Raw genomic sequence first — 25360 nt, forward strand, 5'->3', positions numbered from 1 at the left:
GGCCCGGCGCCACGGAGCGAAAGAAACCCGCAAGGACTTCAGAACAGCAGCGGCAGCAACGCGTGCCGCCGTTTCAGCACCGCCCCGTAGCGCGCGTCGAGGCGCAGCCACGAGTCCGTGGCCGTCACGCGCACCACGTCACCGTCGATCGTGGAGTCCAGGAAACCCATGCCGGACAACGCGAACAGGCACCGCAGCTGGACCTTCACCTCCAGCTCGCCGCCGGTCACCGTCAGCACCGCCTGGTCCATCAGCGAGGCCGGCGGGGTGCCGTGCGGGCCGGCGTTGTCACGGGCCAGCGTGACGCCGCGGTCGGCCAGGTCCGAGACGACCGCGACCGGCAGCTCGTCCACCAGCTGCCACCGCCCGGACGCCGGCAGCTCCGCGTGCCACATCAGGTCGCGCGCCGGGCCGGGGTCCATCACCGGGCCGCCCGCGACGGTCAGCGCGGCGAGCAGCTCGTTGCCCGACACCGTGATGTCGGACGGCGTGATGGTCCCCGCCACCGCGCGGGTGGCGAGGACCTCGAACGGGGTGGCCGTCCAGGCCTCGACGACGCCGTCTTCGCGCTGGCGCAGCCGCACCGACGTCTGCCCGTCGAGGCGCACCGCCCGCGCGACGAACGCGCCCAGCGTGTCGCGGTCGCCCGCGTCGGGGATGCGCAGCTCAGGCATCGGCGAACACTCGCTTCAGGAACTCGGTTTCCGGTGCTGTCAGCCGGCGCGGCCGCAGCTTGGTGGTGTCGTACGGGGCCAGCACGGTCTCGGCCGTGACGGCCACCGGGTCCGACTCCTCGGGCCCGGTGTGCACGCGGTAGGCCAGCGTGATGCTGGCCGCCCGCATCTCGGTGAGGGTGATCTCCACGCGCACCGGGGTGTCCGGCGCGACCACGATCGGCTGCCGGTAGTGCACGGCCAGCTTGACCACGACCACGCCCTTGGGCAGCTCGGTGAGCCCGGCCTTCACCGCCTCGCCGAACAGCACCGGGATCCGCGCCTCTTCGAGCAGCGTCACCATGTTGGCGTGGTTGACGTGCCCGTAGACGTCCATGTCCGACCAGCGCGGCCGGACCTGCGAAACATAGGTCACCGAACCGTGCTCCGGATCTGGCGGGCCGCCACCGAAAGGGTCGCGAGGTCGAGCCGCCCGGACCGGGTGATGTCGTCGAGGGCCACGCGCGCCCGCGACAGCCGTGACGCGTTGACCTTCTCCCACTGCGCGATCTTGTCGTCGGTCGGCAGGTCCTCGTCGCTGTGGCGCAAGGCATCCAGCGTGATGGCGCGCAGCGAGCCGTACACGTCGTCACGCAGTGAGAGCCGCGCGAGGGCGTGCCACCGGTTGCCGCGCTCCAGCGCGCTGATCTCGGTGAGCATCTTGTCGATGGCCAGGTGGTCGGACAGCGCGTAGTACAGGTCCGCGGTGTCCCCCGGGCGGTGCACGATGTCCAGGCCCACCTGCTGCTCGGCCAGCTCGGCGACCTCGACCACGTCGAGCAGGCCGTAACTGTGCAGCAGCAAGGCGATCCGCCTGGCCAGGTCGGCCGGCACGCCCTCGTCCACCAAGTCCTGCGCGCCCGCCTCGACGGACTCGCGCTCACGGCCGCGCAGCAGGTCGCCCAGCCGCGGGACCAGCTCGCCGAGCACCGGGCCGAACCGGTTGATCTCGGCCAGCGGCGCGAGCGGCTGCGGCCGGTTGGTCAGGAACCAGCGCGCGGCCCGGTCCAGCAGCCGCCGCGTCTCCAGCACCATCCGGTCGGCCACCTCGGTGGACACCACGTTGTCCAGCGCGTCGATCTCGGCCCACAGCTTCGGCAGGTCGTAGACGTGCGTGACCACGGCGTACGCGCGCACCGCGTCGGTGGCGGTCGCGTTCATCTCCTCCATCAGGCGGAAGACGAACGAGATGCCGCCGCCGTCGACCAGCTCGTTGGTCACCAGCGTGGTGATGATCTGGCGGCGCAGCGGGTGCTGCCCGATGGCGTCGGTGAACCGCTCGCGCAGCGGCTTCGGGAAGTACTCCGGCAGCCGGCGCGCGAACACCTCGGAATCGGGCAGCTCACTGGCCAGCAGCTCGTCCTTCAGGTCCAGCTTCACGTGCGCGAGCAGCGTCGCCAGCTCCGGCGAGCTGAGCCCCTCGCCGGCCTTGTCCAGCGCGCGGAACTCCGAATTGCTGGGCAGCGCCTCGAGTTTCCGGTCGAACGCGCCGGCCGCGACGAGCGCCGCGACCTGCCGCGCGTGCACCGAAACCATCGGCCCCGCGTGCGCGCGGCTGACGCCGAGCACCGCGTTCTGCCGGTAGTTGTCGGCCAGCACCAGGTCGGAGACCTCGTCGGTCATCTCCTCCAGCAGCTCGTTGCGCTGCGCCTGCTCCAGGCCGCCGGTGGCGACCAGGTGGTCGAGCAGGATCTTGATGTTGACCTCGTGGTCGGAGCAGTCGACGCCGGCCGAGTTGTCCAGCGCGTCGGTGTTGATCTTGCCGCCGGAGCGGGCGAACTCGATCCGGCCCAGCTGGGTCAGGCCGAGGTTGCCGCCCTCGCCGACCACCTTGGCGCGCAACTGGTTCCCGTTCACGCGCAACGCGTCGTTGGCCTTGTCGCCGGCCGCCGCCTGCGATTCGGACTCCGCCTTGACGTACGTGCCGATGCCCCCGTTCCAGAGCAGCTCGACCGGGGCCAGCAGGATCGCCTGCATCAGGTCCATCGGAGCCATCGCGGTGACGTCGTCGCCGAGCCCCAGCGCTTCGCGCACCTGCGGGCTGACCGGGATCGTCTTGGCCGAGCGCGGGTAGATGCCGCCGCCCTCGCTGATCAGCGAGCGGTCGTAGTCGTCCCACGAGCTGCGCGGCAGGTCGAACAGCCGGCGCCGCTCGGCGAACGACGAGGCCGGGTCCGGGTTCGGGTCGAGGAACACGTGCATGTGGTTGAACGCGGCCACCAGGCGGATGTGCTCGGACAGCAGCATGCCGTTGCCGAACACGTCGCCCATCATGTCGCCGATGCCGACCACGGTGAAGTCCTCGGTCTGGGTGTCCTTGCCCAGCTCGCGGAAGTGCCGCTTCACGCTCTCCCACGCGCCCTTGGCGGTGATGCCCATGGCCTTGTGGTCGTAGCCGACGGAGCCGCCGGAGGCGAACGCGTCGCCGAGCCAGAAACCGTACTGCGCGGACACCTCGTTCGCGATGTCGGAGAACTTCGCGGTGCCCTTGTCCGCCGCCACCACGAGGTAGCTGTCGTCCGCGTCGTGGCGCACCACGTCCGGCGCCGGGACCTCGCGGCCCTCGACCCGGTTGTCGGTCAGGTCGAGCAGGCCGGAGATGAACATCCGGTAGCAGGCGATGCCCTCGGCCAGCTGCGCGTCACGGTCCAGGCCCGCGTCACCGGTCGCCGCCGGCGGCCGCTTCACCACGAAGCCGCCCTTCGCGCCCACCGGCACGATCACGGCGTTCTTCACCGCCTGCGCCTTGACCAGGCCGAGCACCTCGGTGCGGAAGTCCTCGCGGCGGTCGGACCAGCGCAGCCCGCCGCGGGCGACCTCGCCGAAGCGCAGGTGCACGCCCTCGACCCGCGGCGAGTACACGAAGATCTCGAACTTCGGCCGCGGCTCCGGCAGCTCCGGCACGCCGCTCGGGTCGAGCTTGATCGCCAGGTACGGCCGCGGGCCGCCTTCGGCGTCGGTCACGTGGTAGTTCGTGCGCAGCGTCGCGTTGATGACCGCCATCAGCCGGCGCAGGATGCGGTCCTCGTCGAGGCTGGTGACCTCGTCGATCATCGAGGTGATCTCGCTGACCAGCGTCTCCTCGCGCGTCGCACGGTCCACATCGGACAGTTGCGGGTCGCAGCGCGCCTCGAACAGGCGCAGCAGCCGGGTGGCCACCTCGGTGTGCTTGAGCACGGTGTTCTGGATGTAGGACTGGGAAAACGGGCTCCGCGCCTGCTGCAGGTAGCGCGAGTAGGCCCGCAGCACGGCGGCCTGGCGCCAGGTGAGCCCGGCGCGCAGCACCAGCCCGTTGAAGCCGTCCACCTCGGCGTCGCCCTGCCACGACGCGTGGAAGGCGTCCTGGAACCGTTCGCGCAACTCGGAAACCGCCACGTCGTTCGATTCGTCCAGCGCCTGCGGCTCGATGCGCAGGCCGAAGTCGTAGATCCAGCTGGCGCCACCGTCCTCGCGGAACAGCTCGTACGGGCGCTCGTCGACGACCTCGACGCCCATGGCCTGCAGAACCGGCAGCACCTTCGAGAGCGTGACGCCCTCGCCGCGCAGGTAGAGCTTGAAGCGGCGCTCGCCAGGCTCGGCGTCGGCCGGCAGGTAGAACGACAGCGCGAGGTCGCCCTCGTCGTTGAGTGTGTCGAGGCGGCGCAGGTCGGCCAGCGCCTCCGCGGCGGTGAAGTCTTCCTTGTAGCCCTCCGGGAACACCGCGGCGAACCGCTGCCCCTGGTCGACCGCGGACTCCTCGCCCATCATGCCGATCGGCTGGCCGTCGCCCGCGCGCTCGCGCCGCTCGGCCAGGATCGCCTCGACCATCCGGTCGTCCCAGCCGCGGACCACGGAGTTCAGCCGCTCCTGGATCCGCGTGGTGTCCGGGTCGACCTGGTGCGCCGGGTCGGTGTGCACGATGAAGTGCACCTGCGCCAGCACGGTCTCGCCGATCCGGGCGCTGTACTCGAGCTGGGTGCCTTCGAGTTCGTCGAGCAGCACCTCCTGCATCGCCAGCCGCGAGCGCGTGGTGTAGCGGTCGAGCGGCAGGTAGACCAGGCAGGAGTAGAAGCGGCCGTACGGGTCGCGGCGCAGGAACAGCCGCAGCCGGCGGCGGTCCGAAAGCGTGATCGCGCCCGTGGTGGTCGCGTACAGCGAATCGGTGTCCGCGGAGAACAGGTCCGCGCGCGGCCAGTTCTGCAGGACTTCCAGCATGCGCTGGCCGGAGAAGGACTCCATCGGGAAGCCGGCGCGGTGGATCGCCGCGCGCACGCGCTTGGACACCACCGGGATGTCGAGCACGTTCTCGTGCAGCGCGGTGGTGGTGAACATGCCGAGGAACCGGTGCTCGCCGGTCACGTTGCCGTGCTCGTCGAACGTCTTCACGCCGACGTAGTACGGGTACACCGGGCGGTACACCGTCGAGGGCGCGCTGGCCTGGGTGAGCACCAGCAGCAACGGCGAGAGCGCGTTCACCGAGCTGTCCGGGCCCGCGGTGAGGCCGCGCGCGGCGAGGCTGTCCTGGCGCAGCACGCCGAGGCCCGAGGCCAGCACGGCGCGCAGGGCGGGCTCGTCGGAGTCCGGGCTCGGGTTCTGCACCAGCTCGTACCGGCGATAGCCGATGAAGGTGAAGTGGCCGTCGGCGAGCCAGCGCAGCAGCCGGGCGCCCTCTTCGACCTCGTCCGCGGCCAGCTTCGGCGGCGCCTGCTCCAGGGATTCGGCCAGCGCGCAAGCGGTCTGGGCCATCTTGTCGGCGTCTTCGACGACCTCGCGCACGTCGCCCAGCACCGAGGCGAGCCGGTTGTCCAGCTCCCGCGCCCGGTTCGGGTCGGTGACCAGGTCGATCTCGATGTACATCCACGACTCGGCGGCCGACATCGCCGGCGGGTCGGCCGGGTCGGCGTCCGGGTGCAGGCCGATCAGCTCGCCGGTGAGGTCGCGGCTGACCACGACGATCGGGTGCACGATGCGGTGCACCTGCACGCCGTCGCGCGCGAACTCGGCGGCGATGCTGTCGACGAGGTAAGGCATGTCGTCCGTGACCACCTGGACCACGGTCGCCTCGCGCGTCCAGCCGTCCTCGGCCGTCGACGGGTTGAGCAGCCGCACGGCGGGCCGCCCGGGGATGCGCTGCTTCGCGAGCTGAAGGTGCGAGCGGACCGCACCGACCAGCGCGACCGGATCGTCGCCGACGATCTCCTCCGGCGGGATGTGCCGGTAGTACAGCCGGATCAGGTCACCGATCTCCGGCGCCTGCGCCGCCGCGGCGGCGATCAGCTCGTCGCGGCTCTGCTCGGGGCTGGTGGCGCGGCGCTGGCCGCCGGACCCGTGACCGACTTCGGTTCCGGGCTGGGACGAGACTCCCGTCGAGCTCATTGAGGCAACTCTCCACTGTGCGAAAGATCCGCGAAGCCCAAGACTGCGCGAGATCGAGACCAGTCCGTCACCACATCGTGCCGGACCACCCCACCCTAATCCGCCGCGATCGGGCGCTTCACCAAGACCGGCGGGTTGGTTTGCCCTTGTCCGGACGGGCTATAACGCCTGATCGGTCAAGCTACCGGCGAGTCCGTGACACCCGTTCACCCGCCGAACCCCTTGGCACATCCGGTGCCCGCTCGCCGCGGCCGGTGACGGGGCGGCTTCGTGATCGGTTCAGTCAGAACCGGCCCGCGTCACCCGATCACCGAGACCGCAAAAGGTTGCCTCCGCGCACTGCGAGGATTCCCACACCGAATTCGCCCGGACCGGTTGCCGGGCCGGCCCGGTCGAGGGTCAGTCGACGGACCCGTTCCGCTTCCCGTCCCGCCCGGCCGAGTGGCCGTTCATCGGGCGCTGCTGCCCGTTTTCGTCGCGCGAGCCCAGCTTTTTCACCAGCGCGGCGGCACTGGCCGTGCCGGCCTGGTGCTCGGCCAGCGCCCGCGCCAGCAGTTCGGCGAGCCCCGCGTCCGGCGGCGGCTCGTCCTCCGCGATCGCCCGGGCGTAGCTCTCCGGGAACGGCTGCGAGGTGGGCGTCCAGCTGTCGAAGTCCTCGAGCGGGTCGAGGGACGGCGGCATCCGCAGCCGCGGCAGCCACGGCTCCGCGGCGGCTTCCTCTTCGGTCAGCTCGGGCCGGGGCGGCGGTGCGAGGTCGGGGCGCTCCCGCTTCCACGGCGGATCGGCCTCGGCGGCCGGCGTGACTGCTGCGGCCTGGGTTTCGGGAACGGGTTCGGCCGTGCGCTCGGCTTCTTCGCGTGGGCCGGACTCGTCCGCCCGGCGACGGCCGCCACCGGAACCACCCGAGCCGGAAATGCCGAGCCGGTCCAGAACCGACCGCGCGGCCACGGAGCCGTGCTCGGAGTCGTGCCGGGTCTTGCGCCCGCTCTGGACTTCGCGCCGGGCCCGTTCCTCACGCGCCCACTCATCGCTTTCCCAGAGCGGCGCGGCGGTCTGGTCGGCGGGCGCCGGGGCCAGCGCCAGCTCCGGCAGGATGTCCGACAGGTCCGGCATCGCCAGCGACAACCGTGCCGGCTCGGGCTTGCGCGCCGGGGTTTCGACGACCGGTGCTTCGACAGCTGGTGCCGGTGCTTCGGCCGGGGTTTCCACCGGTGGCTCAACGGGTTCGGGTGCGGCGGCCACCTCGGGCCGCCGGAACGGCTTGACCCAGCCCGGCAACGCGGCGGGCTTGGCCGCAGCCGCACGCCGGGCGGCCACGTCTTCCTGACGCCGCCGTCCGCCACCGGTCTCCGCGACCTCACCAGTGCGTTCCACGGGCCGCTGCGGGCTTTCCGGCCGCCGCTCGACGCCACTGGCCGCCCGCCGGTCCGCGTCCTCCTGGCGCCGTTTGCCGCCGGACGACCGGTTCTCGACCGGCTGCGATTCCCTTGCCGCAGCGGGCTTTTCCCGCGGTTCGACGACCGGCTCCGGTTTCCGCGCGACGGGCTCGGCCTGGCGCGGCGAAACCGGCGCGTCCGGCCGGTCGCGGATCACCGGGATGATCGCGGTCTGCTCGACCTCGCGCTCCCCGGCCGTCCGCCCGAAGGACCAGGACGGCGTGACGCGCTCCGGCTCCGCGGGCGCCGGCGGTTCGGCCGGCGCCTCCGGCACCGATCCCGCGGCGGTGAAGTACGCGGTTTCGACGGCCGGTTCGGGAGCGGGCCGGGGCTTTTTCTCGCGGATCAGCTCGGCCGGCCGCATGAACGTCGTGGTGTCGTCGTCCCGCAAGGGTTCCACCGCGATCGGCACCGGGCGCGACGGCGGCGCGGCCAGCACGTCGTCGAGGTCGACGGCCGCGAGGGTGTCCGCGCCGAATTCGCCCGCGAGCAGACCGCAGGCCTGCCGCCGAGAACGTGAGTGCAGGTGCTCCGCGGCGCGCGAACGGTGCAGGCACGCGATGGCCTCTTCCGCCCGGCCGAAGCGTTCCTCGATCTGCGAAAGCTCGAGCCACAACCGCGCGGTGACGGCGTGCAGGCCGTGCCGCTCGGTGCTCGCGACGGCCTCGCGCACGAGTTCCGTCGCCGCTTCGCCCGCGCCGGCGGGCAGGTGGATCCTGGTCGCCACGGCCAGCCGGAGCCAGCTCGCGGGCGCGACCCCCGCGGCGCGCACCGGCTCCGCGAGCGTCGGCTGCGCGATCTCCAGCGCCATCTCCGCGTCGCCGCGGTCCAGCAGCGTGCTCACCAGTTGCAGCACGAGCCGGACGCGGACCAGGCCGCCGTCGTCCTCGGGCCGGTCCATCTTCTCCAGGAAGCCGAGCCCGGTGCGGGCGGCGTCGGCGGCCGCGGTGAGGTCGCCGTGCCGGCGGCGGTGCGCCGCGGTTCCGTTGCGCAGCAACGCCCGCACGAGCAGCCGGGTGTCGGAGTCGAGCGAATCGTCGTGCTGCACCAAGCGATCGGCCTCGACGAGCACCCGGTCCAGCTCCGCCTTGCGGCCGAACTGCGCCAGGCAGCCCACCAGGTGGCACAGCGCCTCCGCGCGGTGCACCGGCGAGACCACCGGGTCCGACAGAACCGGGCGCAGCGCGGCGATCCCGGTCAACGGCGTGCCGAGGCTGCGCGCGCACACCGCGAGATCGATCCGCAGCCGCGCGGCGATGTCGCCGTACCCGGCGTGCTCGGCTGCGCGCAGGGCGGCGACCGCGCGGCCGACCGTCGAAGGCCGGGAGCCGATCCGCACGCGCGCCGAGACCACCAGGCTCTCCGCGCGGATCCACTGCTCGTCCGCCCCGGCGGACTCGGCGAGCGCGGCGGCGCGCTCCCCGAGCACCAGAGCCAATTCCGGGGCGCGCAGGTGCAGCGCGTCCGCCCGTTCGATCAGCCGCCCGACCGCGGAAAGGGTCCCGCCCGGAGCAACGGCGGAGCGCCCGCCCACGACTGCGGGCGAGCTCGACCGGTTGTGCCTGCTGGCTTCCACGCGGGACCCCGCCCCCTTTAGTCGCGGGTCAGCTTGCGGTGGGTGACCCGGTGCGGGCGTGCCGCCTCGGCGCCGAGGCGCTCGATCTTGTTCTTCTCGTAGCCCTCGAAGTTACCCTCGAACCAGAACCACGCGGCCGGGTTCTCGTCCGTGCCCTCCCAGGCCAGGATGTGCGTCACGACCCGGTCGAGGAACCACCGGTCGTGCGAGATCACCACCGCGCAGCCGGGGAACTGCTCGAGCGCGTTCTCCAGCGAGCCGAGGGTTTCCACGTCCAGGTCGTTCGTCGGCTCGTCCAGCAGGATCAGGTTCCCGCCCTGCTTGAGCGTCAGCGCCAGGTTCAGCCGGTTGCGCTCGCCACCGGAGAGCACGCCCGCCGGCTTCTGCTGGTCCGGGCCCTTGAAGCCGAACGCGCTGACGTACGCGCGCGAAGGCATTTCGGTCTGCCCGACGTGGATGTAGTCGAGCTTGTCCGAAACCACCTCCCACACCGTCTTCTTCGGGTCGATCCCGGCGCGGTTCTGGTCCACATAGGACAGTTTGACCGTCTCGCCGATCTTGACCGTGCCGCCGTCCGGCTCCTCGAGCCCGACGATGGTCTTGAACAGCGTGGTCTTGCCGACGCCGTTCGGGCCGATCACGCCGACGATGCCGTTGCGCGGCAGGTCGAACGACAGCCCGTCGATGAGCACCCGGCCGTCGAAGCCCTTGCTCAGCTTGTCGACGTCGACCACGATGCTGCCCAGGCGCGGGCCCGGCGGGATCTGGATCTCTTCGAAGTCGAGCTTGCGGTGCTTGTCGGCCTCCGCCGCCATCTCCTCGTAGCGGTCGAGCCGCGAGCGGGACTTGGTCTGGCGGGCCTTGGCGTTGGACCGCACCCACTCCAGCTCGGTGCGCAGCCGCTTGGCCAGCTTGGCGTCCTTCTTGCCCTGGACCTCGAGGCGCTCGCGCTTCTTCTCCAGGTAGGTCGAGTAGTTGCCCTCGTAGCCGACGACGCGGCCGCGGTCGAGCTCCATGATCCACTCGGCCACGTTGTCCAGGAAGTACCGGTCGTGGGTCACGGCCAGCACGGCGCCGGCGTACTTCATCAGGAACTGCTCCAGCCACAGCACGCTTTCGGCGTCCAGGTGGTTGGTGGGCTCGTCGAGCAGCAGCAGGTCGGGCGCGGACAGCAGCAGCTTGCACAGCGCGACGCGGCGGCGCTCACCACCGGAGAGGTGGGTGACCGCCTCGTCCGCCGGCGGGCAGCGCAGCGCGTCCATGGCCTGCTCGACGGTCGAGTCGAGCTCCCAGGCGTCCGCGTGGTCCAGGTCCTCCTGGAGCTGCCCCATCTCCTCCATCAGCGCGTCGCTGTAGTCGGTCGCCATCAGCTCGGCGATCTCGTTGTAGCGGTCGAGCTTGACCTTGACGTCGCCGAGCCCCTCCTCGACGTTCTGCCGGACCGTCTTCTCCTCGTTCAGCTCCGGCTCCTGCATGAGGATGCCGACGCTGGCGCCCGGCTGGAGGAACGCTTCGCCGTTGCTGGCCTGCTCGATCCCCGCCATGATCTTGAGAACGGTGGACTTACCGGCACCGTTCGGCCCCACCACGCCGATCTTGGCGCCGGGGTAGAACGCGGTGCTGACGTCGTCGAGGATGACCTTGTCCCCGACGGTCTTGCGCACCTTCTTCATGGTGTAGATGAACTCGGCCATGCCAGCGATCGTAGAGTGGCCCGTTCCGCGCCTCGACGGCGGTCACCGTGGTACTACCGACGGTCACGCCCAGATCACGCGGACGGCATCACCGCCCGGCGTGTCTCACTCGACTCGCTTGCCGTCGGCGAGGTTCTTGAGCATCGCGTTGTACGCCGCGAGTTCCTCGCCGCCCGTGGTCTCCTCGCGCCGGTCCTTGCGCTTGGCCTCGCGCTCGTCGGCGCGCGCCCACTGCACCAGCAGCGCGATCAGCACCAGCAGCACGGGCACCTCGCCCGACGCCCACGCGATGCCGCCGCCGAGGCGCTGGTCGGTGAGCAGGTCGCCGACCCACGGCAGGCGCAGCTGCGAGTAGAAGAGCTGGCCGATCACGTTCTGCATGTTCATCAGGATCACGCCGAAGAACGCGTGGAACGGCATGGCGGCGAACATCATGCCGAGCCGGCCGATCGGCGGGATCCGCCGCGGCGCCTGGTCGACGCCGATCACCGGCCAGTAGAAGACGTAGCCGGCGAGCAGGAAGTGCGCGTTCATCGCCAGGTGCGCCCAGTGGTAGTTCAGCGCGGAGTCGAACAGGCCGGAGAAGTACAGCGCGTAGAACGAGCCGACGAACAGCAGCAGCGCGACGATCGGGTGCGTCAGGAACCGCGAGACGGGCGAGTGCACGGCCGCCAGGAGCCACTCTCGCGGCCCCGGAGGCGCGTCGCGGCCCGCGACCGGCAGTGCCCGCAACGCGAGCGTCACGGGGCCGCCCAGCACCAGCAGCACCGGCGCGACCATGGACAGCATCATGTGGCCGCCCATGTGCACGCTGAACATCGCCGGCGAGTAGCGGCCGATGCCCGAGGACGTCGCGAGCAGGATCACCAGGCAGCCGCCCAGCCACGCGACGATCCGGCCGACCGGCCAGGCGTCGCCGCGCTTGCGCAGCCGCCACACGCCCGCCAGGTAGAGCCCGGCCAGCACGATCGCGGCGGTCCCGTAAACGAGGTCGAAACGCCAGTCGGTGAGCAGGCGCCAGAACGTCGGGGCGCCGTCGAGGTTGTAGCCGATCAGCAGCTCGGTGGTGGAGGGCTGGGTGACCGCGTCGGCCGGCGGCGGCGTGCGCGCCAGGCCTGAGGCGAGGCCGATCGTGACGAACATGATCAGCACTTCGACCGCGGCGAGCCGCAGCAGCTGGCTGCCGCCCTGCCCGTTCACCAGACCGGCGACGCCGCGGCGGCGCTGCTGGTGGCCGAATACGCCGAGCAGCAGCAGCGCGACCGTCTTCGCGACGACGAGCAGGCCGTAGTCGGTGGTCAGCAGATCGCCGAGGTTGATCCGCACCAGCGCGTTGATCACGCCGGAGATCGCCATCACGATCCAGCAGACCAGCGCCATCCGGGAAAACCGGGTCGCGGCGACCGTCAGGTGGTTGCCGCGGCGCCAGCCGAGAGCGAGCAACGCGACCAGCCCGCCGACCCACAGCGCGGCGGCGACCAGGTGGAACAGCAGGCTGTTGGTGGCCATGTCGTGCGAGCCGCCGCTCGCGGAGTGGCCGGTGACCGCGACCGGGACCAGCCCGGCGACCGCGACGAAGAACAGCACCGTCGTCCAGCCCCAGGTCAGCACGAGCCGGCAGCCGAGGGCGAGCAGGACCGCGATCAGCGCCGTCCACAGCCAGGCCTTCGGCTGCTCGATCGCGTCGACCAGGTCCAGGAGTGTCTGGGGCGAAAGGACTTCCCCGAACGGCTTGCCCGCGCCGTCGGCGGCGGTGAACGCCACCGAGAGCAGCGCGGCGGCGAACCAGACCCACGCGGCGATGCCCGCGGTGCGCACCGCGGCGTACCCCTCGGGCCCGAGCGTGCCGGACTTCTGCGGGGGCACCAGGAACGCGGCCAGCAGCAGCGCGCCGATGCAGACGACCGACGCGGCCTCCGAGAGCACCCGCACGACCGTGATGCCGTAGCGGGTGACGAGCCCGGGGTCGGGCAGCCCCGCGATGAGATAGCCGGCCCCACCGGTGAGGGCGACCAGTCCCACCGCGATGAGGGCGGCCAGGACCACCCCGACCGACAGCAGCGGCAGCACGCTCGCCCGGCGCTGGGCAGGCACTTCCGGTTTCGTCACGGCATCCGAGGGCACCTCACGAGACTAGGCCGGGCCGCTTTCCCGCGGAACGGGGGCATGATGGGTGCGGTGCGGATCATCCTGCTGCGTCACGCCGAGTCGCTCGGGAACGTGGACGAACTGGCCTATACCCGGATTCCCGACCATGCCATCGCGCTGACCGACGCCGGCCGCGAACAGGCCCGCGAGGCCGGCCCGGTGATCCGGGAGCTGCTGCACGGCGAGCGCCCGGCCGTCTACCTGAGCCCGTACCTGCGCGCCCGGGAAACGTTCGCACTGCTGGGAATCGAGGGCGCGTGCGAGCGCGTGACCCAGGAGCCGCGGCTGCGCGAACAGGACTGGGGCAACCTCCAGGACCCGCGGGAGCAAGAGGTGCAACGCCAGCAGCGGCACGACTTCGGGCACTTCTTCTACCGGCTGCCGTACGGCGAATCGGGCGCGGACGTCGACGACCGCGTCGCCGGGTTCCTGGCGGACCTGGCCCGGCGCGGCGAAGATCACCCCGGGACTGTGCTGATCGTCTCCCACGGGCTCACCATGCGGCTGCTGTGCCGCCGGCTGTTCGACTGGAGCATCGACCTGTTCGAGTCGCTGTCGAACCCGCGCACCTGCGAATACCGCGTGCTGGAGTCCGACGGCGGGAAGTGGCGGCTGGACCGGCCGTTCGCGCAGTGGCGGGAATCACCCGACGGGGAGACGCAGGGCTAACGGTGCTCTGAGCCGGACGCGGGTGCCCTCGCCGGGGGCCGAGTCGATCGTGGCGTCGCCGCCGATTTCGGTGAGCCGGCCGACGATCGAGTGCTCGATGCCGAACCCGTGCCGTCGGTTCTCCGGACGGAAACCCGTGCCGTGGTCCCGAATTGTGACGCTGACACCGTCGCGTCTCGCTTCGACGGAGACGACCGCGCGTCGCGTACCCGAGTGCTTCAGGGTGTTGCGTAAGGCTTCGCGCGCCGCGCCGTGCAACGTGTCCACGGTGGCTTCGGGCAGATCGCCGAGCGCGGAGAGTTCCACGACCTCGGCGGCCAGGCCGTCCGCGGCGAGTTCCGCCGTCAGCGCTCGTAGTCGCTGTACGAGGCCTGCGGGTTCGGTGTCGTCGGTGCTGTCAAGACTGTCGAGACTGAGGCGGAGGCGAAGCGCGTGCTCACGCGCGGTCCGGCGTACGCGGTCGAGGCTGCCGACGGGGTCGACGACGTCCGCGGGCGCGGGCAGCGCGAGCGACTCCATCACCTGAAGCACGGTGTCGTGGACGGCGCGCCGGTGGCGTTCCCGCTCCGCCGCGCGACCGCGGCGCTCCCCGACGCCGAGCGCGAACCAGGCGGCACCACCGAGCAGGACGAGCACGGCCGCCGCCGCGATAGCCACCGACACGAGTCCCCCTCCCCAAACCAGCCTGAAATGACGTTCCTCGCGCATTCATTTCAGTTTATGGCGGAGTCAGCTTGCCCCGGCGGGCGTGGGGTGTCAACGGGGTCAGGCCGAGGCTGTGACCTCTTCGTGACGCCGGGCGCGCACGGCCGCCAGCGCGGCCGGGACGATCAGCGCGGCGATCAGGGCGACCACCACGAACGAGACGCGGAACGACGTCGCCTGCGCGATCCCGCCGATCAGCGGCGGGCCGGCGAGGAAGCCGGAGTAGGCCACCGTGGAGACGAACGCCAGCTCCCGCTCGCCCCCGCCGCCGTCGGCCCGTTTCCCCGCACTGCCGGCCAGGCTGAGCGCCAGCGGGAACGCCGCGGCGAGCCCAGCTCCGGCGAGCGCGAAGCCGACGTACGCGAACGCGGCGGGCGTGAAGACCGCAGCGCAGACAAGGCCGACGGCGGCGACGCCGGCGCCCGCCGCGAGAGAACGCGTTGCGCCGAAGCGTTCCTGACTCCACGCGCCGCCCAGCCGCGCGAGCGCCATGGCCAGCGAGAAGCCCGAGTACGCCAGCGCGGCCGCGCCCTGGCCGACGCCGTGGGCGGTGACCATCAGTAGGGCAGACCAGTCGGAGCTGGCGCCTTCCGCGATCGCCGAGCACAGCGCGATGGAGGCGAGCAGCCACAGCGCGGGACGTCGGATCGCGGCCTTCGCCGGCGCCGTCGCCTTGGTCTCACGCGGCGGCCGATCCCCCGGCACGGCCTTCAGCACCACCGCGAGCACGACCAGCGCCCCGATCGCAGCCACGCTCAGGTGCCGCGCGGGCGACCAGTCGTGCCCGGCGGCCAGCCCGGCCAGGAGCGAACCGGCGAGCGCGCCGAAGCTGAACCCCGCGTGCAGCGTCGGCATCACGGCCTTGCCGGTGCGGCGTTCCACCGCCACGCCGGCGATGTTCATGGCGACGTCCAGCGCGCCGACACCCGCGCCCAGCACGAAAAGCGCGCCGGCGAGCAGCACTACCGACGGGGAGAAGCCGACCAAGGCGAGGGCCGCGGCGGCGACCAGCGTGCTGCCCGCGACGGCCGCGCGCGCACCGTAACGTTCGGTCAGCCGGCCGGAAACCGGTGCGCCGCAAAGCATTCCGACGCTGGCGCCGAGCAGCGCGAGCCCGAAGATCCCGGGTTGCGCCTGCACGTGCGCGGCGATGGCGGGCGTGCGCGGCGCCCACGAACCGAGCGCGGCGCCGTTGAGGGCGAACACCGCGAACACCGCCGTCCGGTCGCGCATCTCGCCGCCCTCTCTGCCGGGAGCTGTTGGCCCAGAATGACTTAAGCGCTTCAGAAAGTCCAGGGCGCGCTATGCTCCGCCGATGACGAGCACCCGGCGACGGCGGCCGACGCTGGACGACGTCGCGGAGGCGGTCGGGGTGTCGCGCGCGACCGTGTCCAACGCCTACAACCGGCCCGACCAGCTGTCCACGCAGCTGCGCGAGCAGGTGCTGCGCGCGGCCAAGAACCTGGGCTACCCGGGGCCGAACCCGACCGCGCGCAGCCTCGCCACGAGCCGGACCGGCGCGATCGCGTTCCTGCTGGACTCCTCGTTGTCGGCGGCGTTCTCCGACCCGGCCCTTTCGGTGACCCTGGACGCGCTGGCGAAGGCCGTCGACCCGGCCGGCCACGCCCTGCTGCTCCTGCCCGGCACCGAAGCGCAGGGCGGCCCGCCGGCCGAGCGGGTGCTGGCGGCGCAGGCGGACATCGCCGTGGCGTATTCGCTGGCCGACGGAACGCCCGCGCTGGAGCCCGTGCACGACCGCGGCCTGCCGCTCGTGGTGATCGACCAGCCACTGCTGCCGGACACGGCGCGCGTCGGCTGCGACGACCGTGGCGGCGCCGCGCTGGCCGCCCGGCACTTGCTCGAGCTGGGACACCGCCGGTTCGGGGTCCTGTCGGCGCCGCGGCTTTCGTCCGCCGGGCCATCGGCCCTGGAGTCCGCGCGTTCCAGTTCGTTCCGCGGCACGCGCGAGCGGCTGGCGGGCTACCTGGAGACGCTGGCTTCGGCCGGCGTGACGGACGTAGCCGTGTCGGAAGCACCGTGGCTCTCGGCGGACAACGCGGCAGCCAGCGCCGCTTCGCTGCTACGCGGCTCGCCGCGGCCCACCGCGCTGCTGTGCATGTCGGACCAGCTGGCGCTGGCGGCCGTCGCCGCGGCCCGGCAGCTGGGCCTGCACGTGCCGGAGGACGTCTCCGTGGTGGGCTTCGACGACATCCCGCAGGCCGCCTGGGCGGACCCCCCGCTCACCACCGTCCGCCAGGACCTGGCCGGCAAGGGCAGGATCGCCGGCGAACTGGTCCTGCACCTGCTGGACGGCGGCGCCCCACCGCCACCCATCGAACTGCCCGTCTCGCTCATCCGGCGTGACAGCACCGCACCCGTTTAGCAATACCGCTCACCGATTTGTGGACAACCGCGCCCTTTCGAGCGACGGAAAACTACTTGTCCACAGACGTAGGAATGCGGGCAGACAAATCCCCCCTAACCCGGCATCGTGGAACCCACACATTCCACGGCGGCCCTCCTGGCCGCCCGAAGAGGGGGAGTTCCATTGATGTTCCGCCGAGTGCCTGAGCCTGCGTTCCCGGCCCTTCCTGCACTGCCCGCGTTGCCTTCACCGTCTCCGTTGCCTTCACTGGCGTCCCGCCGCCCGCACCAGCCTGCCCGACTGCCCCGCGTCCTCCTCCTGGCCGCGGCCGGTCTGCTGGCCGGATCGGGCATCGCCCAGGCCGCACCGTCCTCCACTTCTTCTACTGCAACAGGACCTGCCCCCGCCTTCGTCCCTGCCGCGGCTCCCGCCCTTGTCGGCGCACCCGCACCCGCTCTCACGCAGAACGGCGCTCCCGCCCCGGCACCGGCACCGGCACCGGCACCGGCACCGGCACCGGCACCGGCACCGAATGGTGGCGCCGCCCCTGGCGGCGCACCTCAAATGGACCCAGCCTGCACCGCCGGCGAATTCTGCCTCTGGTCCCAGGAGTCCTACACCGGCGACGCCCAGCATTTCGACCTCCGCACCAGCAACCCCAGCGACTGCATTCCCCTGCCCGAGGGATTCGAGTCTCATTCTTTCGTGAACCACATGACACGCGACGTCACCATCTACCAAGGCGAAGACTGTTCGACCGACGGAGATTTCCACACCTATCCGGGTGGCGGCACTTACGTTCCGAAGTCTCCGTTCGTCGTCCGCGCCATCAAGATCTGGGAATAGCCCACCCCTAGACCGGGCCCGCCGAGCCGGTTAGCTCCAGGCCGAGTCGACTCGCAGCCGATCGCCGGACCCAGGGGCCGCTCCCCCAGCGGCCCCGGCCCGTGGACGCACCCACCGCCCGGTGCGTCCACGGGCTCCTCCCAGCCCTCCCGGGGCACCGCCCCCTGTCGTTTTCCACCGGCGCCCCGGGAGCCCTCCTCCATCCGCCGCAGGTCGTGGAGCTGCCACTCCCTGAGCTGTGCGCCCGCCACTCCCGTCCCGCCTGCCACCACTGCCGCCCCATGCCCTACTGCTTCCGCGCCGCCCGCCCACCAGTCCCGTGCGGCACACCTCGCTTCGATCCCGGCCGCCCGCTGCTTCTGCCCCGCCCGCCCGCCACTGCCGTCCCGCACACCTCACTTCGATCCCGCACGTCCGGCGCCCTCGTTCCCTGCGCCCGCCCCCCGTGGCGCGTGCCCACCCGATTCCGTCCGGTGCGCCCGCCACCTCGCTCCGCGCACCTGCCAATCCCGTCCCGCCTGCCCACCACTCCCGTCCCCGGCCCACTGCCCCCGCGCCGTCTACCCACCTCTGCCGCCCGTGCACCCACCGCTTCCGTACCGCGCGCCACCACTCCGTACCGCGCCCACTCCCCGCGCTGCCTGTCCGCCACTCCCGTCCCGTACGTCCGCCACCTGCCCGCCGTCAACGCCGAAGCCTGCCCACCACCGCCTGCGCTCACCCCGCCCACCGTCGGCGATCACCGACCCACCCGTCCCCGTGCCCGACGTCGGGCGCCTCACCCCCGCGGACGACCCCGCGAGAAACCTGTGCAAATCCGTCACCGAAGACCTGAAACGATTCGACGGTGTCGAACGATCGAGAGGATGGTGACGACTAAGCTGCCGGTGCTGGAGATCGGCAACCGTCGTCGACCGGGCCCTCGTAGCTCAGCTGGATAGAGCAAGAGCCTTCTAATCTCTAGGTCGCAGGTTCGAGTCCTGCCGGGGGCACCACCAGGGAAAACGCTGTGCGCGGTCCGCGCACAGCGTTCCCGCAGCGAGAAGTCGTTCTCATGCAGCCGCCCGCAGAGGCCTACGCCCCCGGCAGCCCACAATGGACGGCCACCTCTCCCGTCCACACCACACCGCACCCCGGAAGACGGATCGTTGAAGCGGCCGAATGGTCCAACAATCCCGGCCCGAGTTCCACTTGAGACAACCTTGTTACCTCACGGGCGAAATGCCCACCAGTCGTCCAGACCACCCACCCGCGCGACGACTTGATCACACCGAGCCACAACCGCCACCCACCCAACGCCACCCGCGAACCGCCCCGCCCAGCCGCCGTTCCCCGCACAGCCGGTCGCCCACGCAGCCGCCGCTCCACGCGGAACCCGTCGCCCGTCCAACCACCGTTCCCCATGCAGCTACCGCTCCACGCGCAGCCGGTCGCTCAACGCCGCCCGCCCGGCAGCTGCTCACCCACCCTTCAAGCCGGCCCACCTCAGCACCGGCAGGCCGACCCAACCGTGCCGCGCGCGAAGCCAACCGCTCGCGCAACTCGGCCCGCAGCGCACCCACACCAGCGAAGCGACTCACCCACCTCTCGCGAAGCCGTCCACCCGCCGGCCCAGCCCACCGCTCACCCACAACCCCCGAACCGACTCAGCCACACCCGCGAAGCAGCCATCCGCACCACCCACGAAGCCAGCTGCCCGCTCAACGCACCCGCCGCTCACCCATCACCAGCGAACCGACTCACCTGCACCCCCGAACCGGCCGATCCGCACCGCCCGGGAAGCCAGCCGCTTGCTCGGCACCGTCCGCTGCCCGTCCGCGCAGTCGCTGCTGACCAGCGCCGCAGCACAGCCAGTCGGCCTCATCAGCCGCTCGTCCGCACTCTGCGCGCCGCCGGCTCGCCCAACCCTGCGGGCAGCCACTCGCCCCATCGCCATGCAGCCCTCGCCGAGCGACCCCGGACCGCCGGGCGACGTACCCAGCCTCACCGCCGGCGACCCGGCCGCACCCGCCCAAGCCCGCCGCCCGTCGGCCATTCAGCAAAGGACACCGTCGTGGAGCAGCCACCTCCCAGGTCCCGGCGCCGCGGCGCCAACGAAGCCGCCCGGGCCGCGTTTCAAGAGGCTCGACGGGCCGGTCTTGTGCGCCGCCACCTGCTGAAGCTCCGTTATCTCGCCGACCATCCCCACCTGGCGGAGGACGACTCGCTGCCGGAGGACGGCGGCCCCGTCCAGGGCCAGTTCGGCCCGGCGCCCCGACGGCGCTCCAGACGCAAGGTGCCGGTACAGCCGACCCTCGACTTCACCACCACACCGCCACCAGAACAGTCCACATCGGACGCGGAAGCAGCCTGACGCCAAGCACGGCAACGAGATCGGGCGAGGCCGTTCACGCCGGCAACCGGGCTGGCGTTGGCACGGTGACAGCAACTTTCAGGCCCCGTTCCCACCCTGTGAGACGGGACACCCGCCCCCCGACGCCGAGCGCGAGCAGGCGTTCAGCCACGACATGAACGGGAGATGAAAACAACCGGCGCAATCATCACTCCATTGGCCCAACCAAATATGGAACCCAGCAGGTCCAGGCCCTTAAACACCGGGCTCGAACCCCTCCCGGAGACCCCTTCGGGTGGCCTGACCAGGCCCTAATACCCGGGCAAGCGGGCCACGCCGGGGCAGGACTGGCAAGATGGACCCCGAGACCGGGATGTTCGTACGGGGCACCCGGCTCACAGATGAGAAAACAGGTAAAAGCATGGCTCAGGGCAGCGTCAAGTGGTTCAACGGCGAAAAGGGCTTCGGCTTCATCGCCCAGGACGGCGGCGGACCGGACGTCTTCGTGCACTACTCCGAGATCCAGGGCAACGGCTTCAAGTCCCTGGACGAGGGGCAGCGCGTGGAGTTCGAGATCGGCCAGGGCCAGAAGGGCCCGCAGGCTCAGCGCGTCGTCGCTATCTGATCCACTGGCGATAACGGGAAGGCCTTCACTCCTCGAGGGCGAAGGCCTTCCCGGCTGGCCACCAGCGCCGGACCCGCTCTGACGGCTTCCCGGACCGGGCCAGAACCACCTCATCGAGACCCACCGCGCAGGATCCTCCCAGCATCACGCTGGGGCATTCAGCACAACGGACCGCGCGGGGGCGTCCAGCACAGCAGCAGCGGAGACCGACTCACCCGGTCCGCACTGCACCAAGCCAAGCCCGGCCCGCTCCAATCCGGACCGAGTCAGGCCACTCCGCACCGAGCCAAGCCGCTCAGGTCCGCACTGCACCGGACCAACCGCTCCAGTCCGCACCGAGCCAAATCGCTCGGGTCCGCACTGCGCCGAGTCAATCGCTCCGGTCCACACCGAACCGGACCAAGCCACTCCGGACCGCGGAACCAAGGTCTGAGCCGGCCGCCTCCCATCTTCGGAGCAGACCTCGCAGACTACTTCTTTCGGGTACGGTCGGCTGTTCCGTTCGCACCGAGCAATGGCCATCCGGCCTGCCTCGGCGCAGAGCGGAGACTCGTCACTGTCAGCGGCAAAGACCATCGAGGACACCGGCCTGCGGGTCAGTCCGCATCGACTGCCCAGCGGTAGGAAACCCAGCCGCGCCACAAGAATCCATGCCCGGCCGAGCCCCGGGGTGCACCGGGCCGTGTCCGCCAGAACCCACGGAACAGTCCGCATCAGCTGCCCGGCGGCAGAAAACCCAACTGCACCACAGGAATCCACACCCGGCTAAACCCCGCAAGCACCCGCCGAGCCCGGCAGGCCCGCGGCCCGGCTCCGGAGGGGGAACCCGGCCGAGGGCCGAAACCGGCCAGCGGAGGCCGGGCCGGAAGCCGTCAGCTCCAGTCCACTTTGAACACCCACACGTAACGCCCCGCGTCGCGGGCGGCGGCCGGAACGTCGATCACCAGCGAGCCGTCCTTTTGGTGCCACGAAAGGCGACCCCGGTAACCCAGCATGGTGACCCGGTCCCCCGCCTTGATCGGCACCGGGGCATCAACGACCAGCTGGCTACCCGGCGCGACCAGCGAGCTGATGTAAAACGACGAGTTCTGCTTGACCGTGAACCGCAAATCGCCCAGTTGGGCCATGCGGGACCAGTACGTGGTGCCGTAGATCGACTCGCCGTTGGTTTTCAGCCAGGAGCCTGCGTCGCGGAGGTGGGTTTGCATCACGGACGGGATGGTGCCGTCGAAGTCGGGGCCGATGTCCAACAGGAAGTTGCCGTTCTTGGAGACGATGTCGACCAGGGTGCGGACCACCTCCTCCGCCGTCATGTACTTGTCGTCCGGGGTGGCGCGGTTGTAGCCGTACGAAAACGGGTCCAGGCCGCGGCTCGACTCCCACTTCGCGACGACCGTGTTCGGGTACGTCGTGTACTCCGGGGTCGTGAAGTCGTGATCGGGGATGCCGCCGCGGTCGTTGACCGTGACGTCCTTGGCGTGCCTGCGGTTCTTGGCCTGGTTGAAATACTCGGTGAGCACCGCGCGGCTGTCGTTCACGCCGCCGATGTCGAACCACAGCACGTCCGGGTCGTACCCCGAGATCAGCTCCAGCACCTGCGGCGCCTGGTAGTCCTTCACGAAATCCCGGCCGGCCCGATAACCCGTGTACGGCAGGCTCGCGCCGGTGTACGGGTTGCGCGGCGCGTGCCCCATCCACGGGTTGTCCGGGTTGAACCACTCCGGCAGCGAGAAATACAGGCCGTTGCGCAGATTCGGCGTGTACTTGCGCGAGGCGGCGAAAAGCTCGGCGACAACGTTGCGCTTCGGGCCCAGCTTCACCGAATTGCGATCGCTGAGTTTGGTGTCCCACAACGAGAATCCGTCGTGGTGCTTGGAAGTCAGCACGTAGTACTCGGCACCCGCGTCTTCGATCAGCCGCACCCAGCTGCGCGGGTCGAACTTCTTCGCGGTGAACATCGGGATGAAGTCGTCGTAGTTGAAGTTCTCGCCGTAAGTCTTGGCGTGGTAGGCGTAAGTCGCGCCGTTCGGGTCCTGCAGGTTCTGCCAGTACCACTCCGCGTACTGCTGCCCGACCGGCGCCCACGCCGGCACCGCGTACACACCCCAGTGGATGAAGATCCCGAACTTCGCGTCCGAGAACCAGTACGGCGCCCGGTGCGTGGAGAGCGACTCGTCCACCGGCCGGAAATCCGGCACGCCGAGCGTGATCGGGACCTGCTGCGTGGCCAGCGTGCCGCGCCCGGACGTCACCTTCACCTGCCCGTTCGTAGTCGTGCCGGGCGGGACGGCGGGGTCCGGCGCGAGGCCGAGGCGCACCAGCGACTGCTCCCCCGGCGCGAGCGACCGGATCGTCGCGGGCACCGAAGTGCGGCCGCCGGGGACGTCGACGGTCACGGTGATCCGGTCCCGCGCACCCAGCCACACCGTGCCCGCGTTGACCACGGTCGCCTCGACGGCCTGCGGACCGCCGTCAGCAAGCAGGTTCGTGGTCGAACGGCCGTCCAGGACCAGCGCGGCCCGGCCCTCGGCGACCGGCTGCAAGGTCAGGGCGAACACGTGCAGGCTCGACACGTTCGCCGCGGGCTCCGCCGTGACGGGCAGCGTGATCGCGACCGCGTCGCGCAGCGGGTCGACCCACACCTGGCCGGTGCCGATCGACACCGGGCTCTGGTCGACGCCGCCGCCCGGCGCGTACCGGAACGGCGTCACCAGCGCGCCGCTGCCGGAGTACCAGTCCGGGCCTGAAAGGCTGCCTTCGCTGGTGCTGCCGTCGACGTAGTGGACGGTGGCCGTACCGCCGGTGGTCCCGTAGCTGGCGGCAACCAGGAAATACGCCGCGAAGTACCGGCCCTTCGGCAGGTCGACGCGCTGGCCCAGCGCCACCACGTTGTTCTTCGCGCCCGCGGCGGCAGACCCCAGCCGGTACGGCACGCCGCCGGCGGTCACCGTCTGCCCGACCGGCAGGTGCTCGGCCGGGAAGGCGTAACCGGAGCCGTCGAAGTTCCCGTCGTGGACGGTCGCGCTGTCGATGCCGTCGTTGGAGAACCACTGATCGAGCGGGACGAGCACCGGGGACGGCGCGGGCACGATGGGCGTATCGGGGGCGTCCAGTGGGCCAGAGCCGGTTGCGCCGAATGCCGGAGCGTTCCCGGCGACGCCCAGTGCGACGGCGCCGCCGAGGGCCAGGCCGAGGGCTTGGCGGCGGGGGTAGGTCGTCATTGAACCTCCACAGCGAGAGTCCAGTGGTCCGATGCATCCGCATGTCGAACCGCGTCGCGGACGCGTTTGAGCGAAATTTCCCGATGAAGTGACCCGATTCATCTGATGAATCATCGTGACTAGCGGGAGGTGTGCTGTCAAGGACAAGTCGGGTGAGGCCCACACGCCGACCGGCGGCCCGCACTGTCCGAAAAGGACTCAGAGTGCCTCGAGGGCTTCCAGAAAGCTCTCGACCTGGTCCGGGGCGAGCTTCTCCAGCCGCCGGGCCAGCCCGGGGCGGACGCGAGCGGCGATCGCGGCCGTCGTGCGCTCACCCTCGGCGGTGAGGGTGACGCGCGAGCGGCGCGAGTCCTCCGGGTCGATGCGGCGCTCGATCAGGCCCGCCTTCACCAGCCGCGTCAGCGCCCGGCTCACCACGGCCGGGTTGAGCCCGAGGTCGCTGACCAGCCCGCCCGGGGTGTCGACGCCGAGCACGATGGTGCGCAGCAGGAAGAAGTCGGCCAGGTCCAGGTCGGCCGCCTCGGCGACGTGGGCCCGGGCGTCGGCCAGCGCCGACTTCTGCAGCCGGAACACGGCGTCGAGCAGGCGAAGTTCCGGGGCCGGATCGCTCATGCGACATAGCCTACCATTTGCTAACTATTGACATTTGTCAACTAAGTGCTTGACTCGGAGCCATGACCGACCCTGACCGCATCGACTTCCACCACCACGTCTTCCCCGGCGGCGAGCTGGCCGAGCTGCTCCAGCGCGCCCTCGTCGAAGAGTCCGGCTGGACCTTCCCCACGAGCGCGCCCCAGTGGACCCCGGAGACCAGCCTGGCGTTCATGGACGACCTCGGCACCCGGACCGCGATCCTGTCGCTGCCGAACGACCTGGAGCACAACCTGGAGCCGGAACGGCGCCGGGCGTTCGCGCGCGAGGTCAACGAGCTGGCGCACCAGGCCGTCGTGGACCACCCCGGCCGCTTCGGCTTCTTCGCTCACCTGCCGACTCCGACCGACGTCGACGCCGCGCTCGCCGAACTGACCTACGCGTTCGACGAGCTGGGCGCGGACGGCGTCACGCTCACGAACGTCTACGGCACCGGGGGAACCGCCCGTTCGATCGGCGACGAGGTCTTCGAACCGCTCTGGGCGGAGCTGGACCGCCGCCGCGCGCTGGTGTTCCTGCACGGCGAGCAAACCCCGGGGCGCAACCGGATGCCGAACCGGTTCCTGCCGACGCCGGTGAGCGAAGTGCCGAACGAGACGTACAAGGGCGCCGCGGACCTCGTCACCAGCGGGCGGAAACGGCAGTACCCGAACGCGCGGATCATCCTTTCGCACTCCGGCGGAAGCACCCCGTTCCTCGCCGCGCGGGTAGCGGTGCTCTCGCCCCATCTCGGCTGCGAATTGAGCCCCGAGGAAATCATCAACGACTTCCGCACCTTTTTCTTCGAGACGGCGCTTTCCGGCTTCGAGACGAATCTGGCCGCGCTGGAGAACTTCGTGCCGCCGGAGCAGATCCTGTTCGGCACCGACTTCCCCGCGGTCAGCCCGCAAATGGCGGGCTGGTACACGAAAAACGTCGACGCCTACTTCGAGGACCGCCCCGAAGTGCTCCGGAAAGTCATGCACGGCAACGCCGAAACGCTGCTGCCCCGGCTGCGGGAAGCACCACGTGGCTAAGCACCCGT

At 71.0% G+C, this 25360-nt stretch carries 16 protein-coding genes and 1 tRNA gene; 7 read left to right on the forward strand and 10 right to left on the reverse strand.

Annotated features, from left to right (window positions below; genetic code table 11):
- Positions 1-38: 38 nt before the first annotated feature.
- From OG371_RS02605 to OG371_RS02630, 6 genes are all read right to left on the reverse strand, one after another.
- Positions 39-674, reverse strand: coding sequence for a hypothetical protein (locus tag OG371_RS02605; RefSeq protein WP_329065134.1), 636 nt, complete (start codon positions 672-674; stop codon positions 39-41).
- Positions 667-1089 carry an acyl-CoA thioesterase gene (locus tag OG371_RS02610; protein ID WP_329065136.1) on the reverse strand — a complete coding sequence of 141 codons (423 nt, stop codon included), beginning with the start codon at positions 1087-1089 and terminating at the stop codon, positions 667-669. The genes OG371_RS02605 and OG371_RS02610 overlap by 8 nt, the downstream gene beginning before the upstream one ends.
- Complete coding sequence (locus OG371_RS02615; protein ID WP_329065138.1) at positions 1086-6068, reverse strand: NAD-glutamate dehydrogenase; 4983 nt, start codon at positions 6066-6068, stop codon at positions 1086-1088. Before OG371_RS02615 ends, OG371_RS02610 begins: the two co-directional genes overlap by 4 nt.
- Before the next feature lie 399 nt (positions 6069-6467).
- On the reverse strand, positions 6468-9080 hold the full coding sequence (locus tag OG371_RS02620; RefSeq protein ID WP_329065140.1) for a hypothetical protein: 2613 nt from the start codon (positions 9078-9080) through the stop codon (positions 6468-6470).
- 17 nt (positions 9081-9097) lie between these two features.
- Complete coding sequence (gene ettA / locus OG371_RS02625) at positions 9098-10774, reverse strand: energy-dependent translational throttle protein EttA (protein ID WP_329065143.1); 1677 nt, start codon at positions 10772-10774, stop codon at positions 9098-9100.
- Between the two features lie 105 nt (positions 10775-10879).
- A complete protein-coding gene (locus OG371_RS02630) occupies positions 10880-12898 on the reverse strand; it encodes a cytochrome c oxidase assembly protein (RefSeq protein ID WP_329065146.1) in 2019 nt (672 codons plus the stop codon).
- 54 nt (positions 12899-12952) lie between these two features.
- On the opposite strand from OG371_RS02630, the gene OG371_RS02635 reads away from it, so the two are divergent.
- Entirely contained in the window at positions 12953-13591 is a 639-nt protein-coding gene (locus tag OG371_RS02635; protein ID WP_329065148.1) for a histidine phosphatase family protein, read from the forward strand.
- Here the strand turns inward: OG371_RS02635 and OG371_RS02640 are convergent.
- Both OG371_RS02640 and OG371_RS02645 read right to left on the reverse strand, forming a co-directional pair.
- On the reverse strand, positions 13565-14254 hold the full coding sequence (locus tag OG371_RS02640) for a sensor histidine kinase (RefSeq protein ID WP_329065150.1): 690 nt from the start codon (positions 14252-14254) through the stop codon (positions 13565-13567). The genes OG371_RS02635 and OG371_RS02640 overlap by 27 nt on opposite strands.
- Before the next feature lie 102 nt (positions 14255-14356).
- On the reverse strand, positions 14357-15529 hold the full coding sequence (locus tag OG371_RS02645; RefSeq protein ID WP_329065152.1) for an MFS transporter: 1173 nt from the start codon (positions 15527-15529) through the stop codon (positions 14357-14359).
- A gap of 82 nt (positions 15530-15611) precedes the next feature.
- On the opposite strand from OG371_RS02645, the gene OG371_RS02650 reads away from it, so the two are divergent.
- The 5 genes from OG371_RS02650 (at position 15612) to OG371_RS02670 (ending at position 20464) form a co-directional block, all read left to right on the forward strand.
- Complete coding sequence (locus tag OG371_RS02650; RefSeq protein WP_329065154.1) at positions 15612-16679, forward strand: LacI family DNA-binding transcriptional regulator; 1068 nt, start codon at positions 15612-15614, stop codon at positions 16677-16679.
- A 546-nt stretch (positions 16680-17225) separates the two neighbouring features.
- On the forward strand, positions 17226-17507 hold the full coding sequence (locus OG371_RS02655; RefSeq protein ID WP_329065155.1) for a peptidase inhibitor family I36 protein: 282 nt from the start codon (positions 17226-17228) through the stop codon (positions 17505-17507).
- A gap of 918 nt (positions 17508-18425) precedes the next feature.
- Positions 18426-18502 (forward strand) — tRNA-Arg (locus OG371_RS02660).
- Between the two features lie 1058 nt (positions 18503-19560).
- Positions 19561-19860, forward strand: coding sequence for a hypothetical protein (locus OG371_RS02665; RefSeq protein ID WP_329065157.1), 300 nt, complete (start codon positions 19561-19563; stop codon positions 19858-19860).
- Positions 19861-20260: 400 nt separating this feature from the next.
- On the forward strand, positions 20261-20464 hold the full coding sequence (locus OG371_RS02670; RefSeq protein ID WP_091629631.1) for a cold-shock protein: 204 nt from the start codon (positions 20261-20263) through the stop codon (positions 20462-20464).
- 872 nt (positions 20465-21336) lie between these two features.
- Here OG371_RS02670 and OG371_RS02675 read toward each other — a convergent pair.
- Both OG371_RS02675 and OG371_RS02680 read right to left on the reverse strand, forming a co-directional pair.
- The gene (locus tag OG371_RS02675; protein WP_329065159.1) at positions 21337-23685 is read right to left on the reverse strand and encodes an alpha-L-fucosidase; all 2349 of its coding nucleotides are present in this window, start codon (positions 23683-23685) and stop codon (positions 21337-21339) included.
- A 198-nt stretch (positions 23686-23883) separates the two neighbouring features.
- A complete protein-coding gene (locus OG371_RS02680; RefSeq protein ID WP_329065161.1) occupies positions 23884-24297 on the reverse strand; it encodes a MarR family winged helix-turn-helix transcriptional regulator in 414 nt (137 codons plus the stop codon).
- Between the two features lie 62 nt (positions 24298-24359).
- On the opposite strand from OG371_RS02680, the gene OG371_RS02685 reads away from it, so the two are divergent.
- Positions 24360-25352 (forward strand): amidohydrolase family protein, encoded by a 993-nt coding sequence (locus OG371_RS02685; RefSeq protein ID WP_329065163.1) that lies wholly within the window; start codon positions 24360-24362, stop codon positions 25350-25352.
- Positions 25353-25360: the final 8 nt, after the last annotated feature.

The organism is Amycolatopsis sp. NBC_01480, assembly GCF_036227205.1.
Lineage (GTDB): Bacteria > Actinomycetota > Actinomycetes > Mycobacteriales > Pseudonocardiaceae > Amycolatopsis.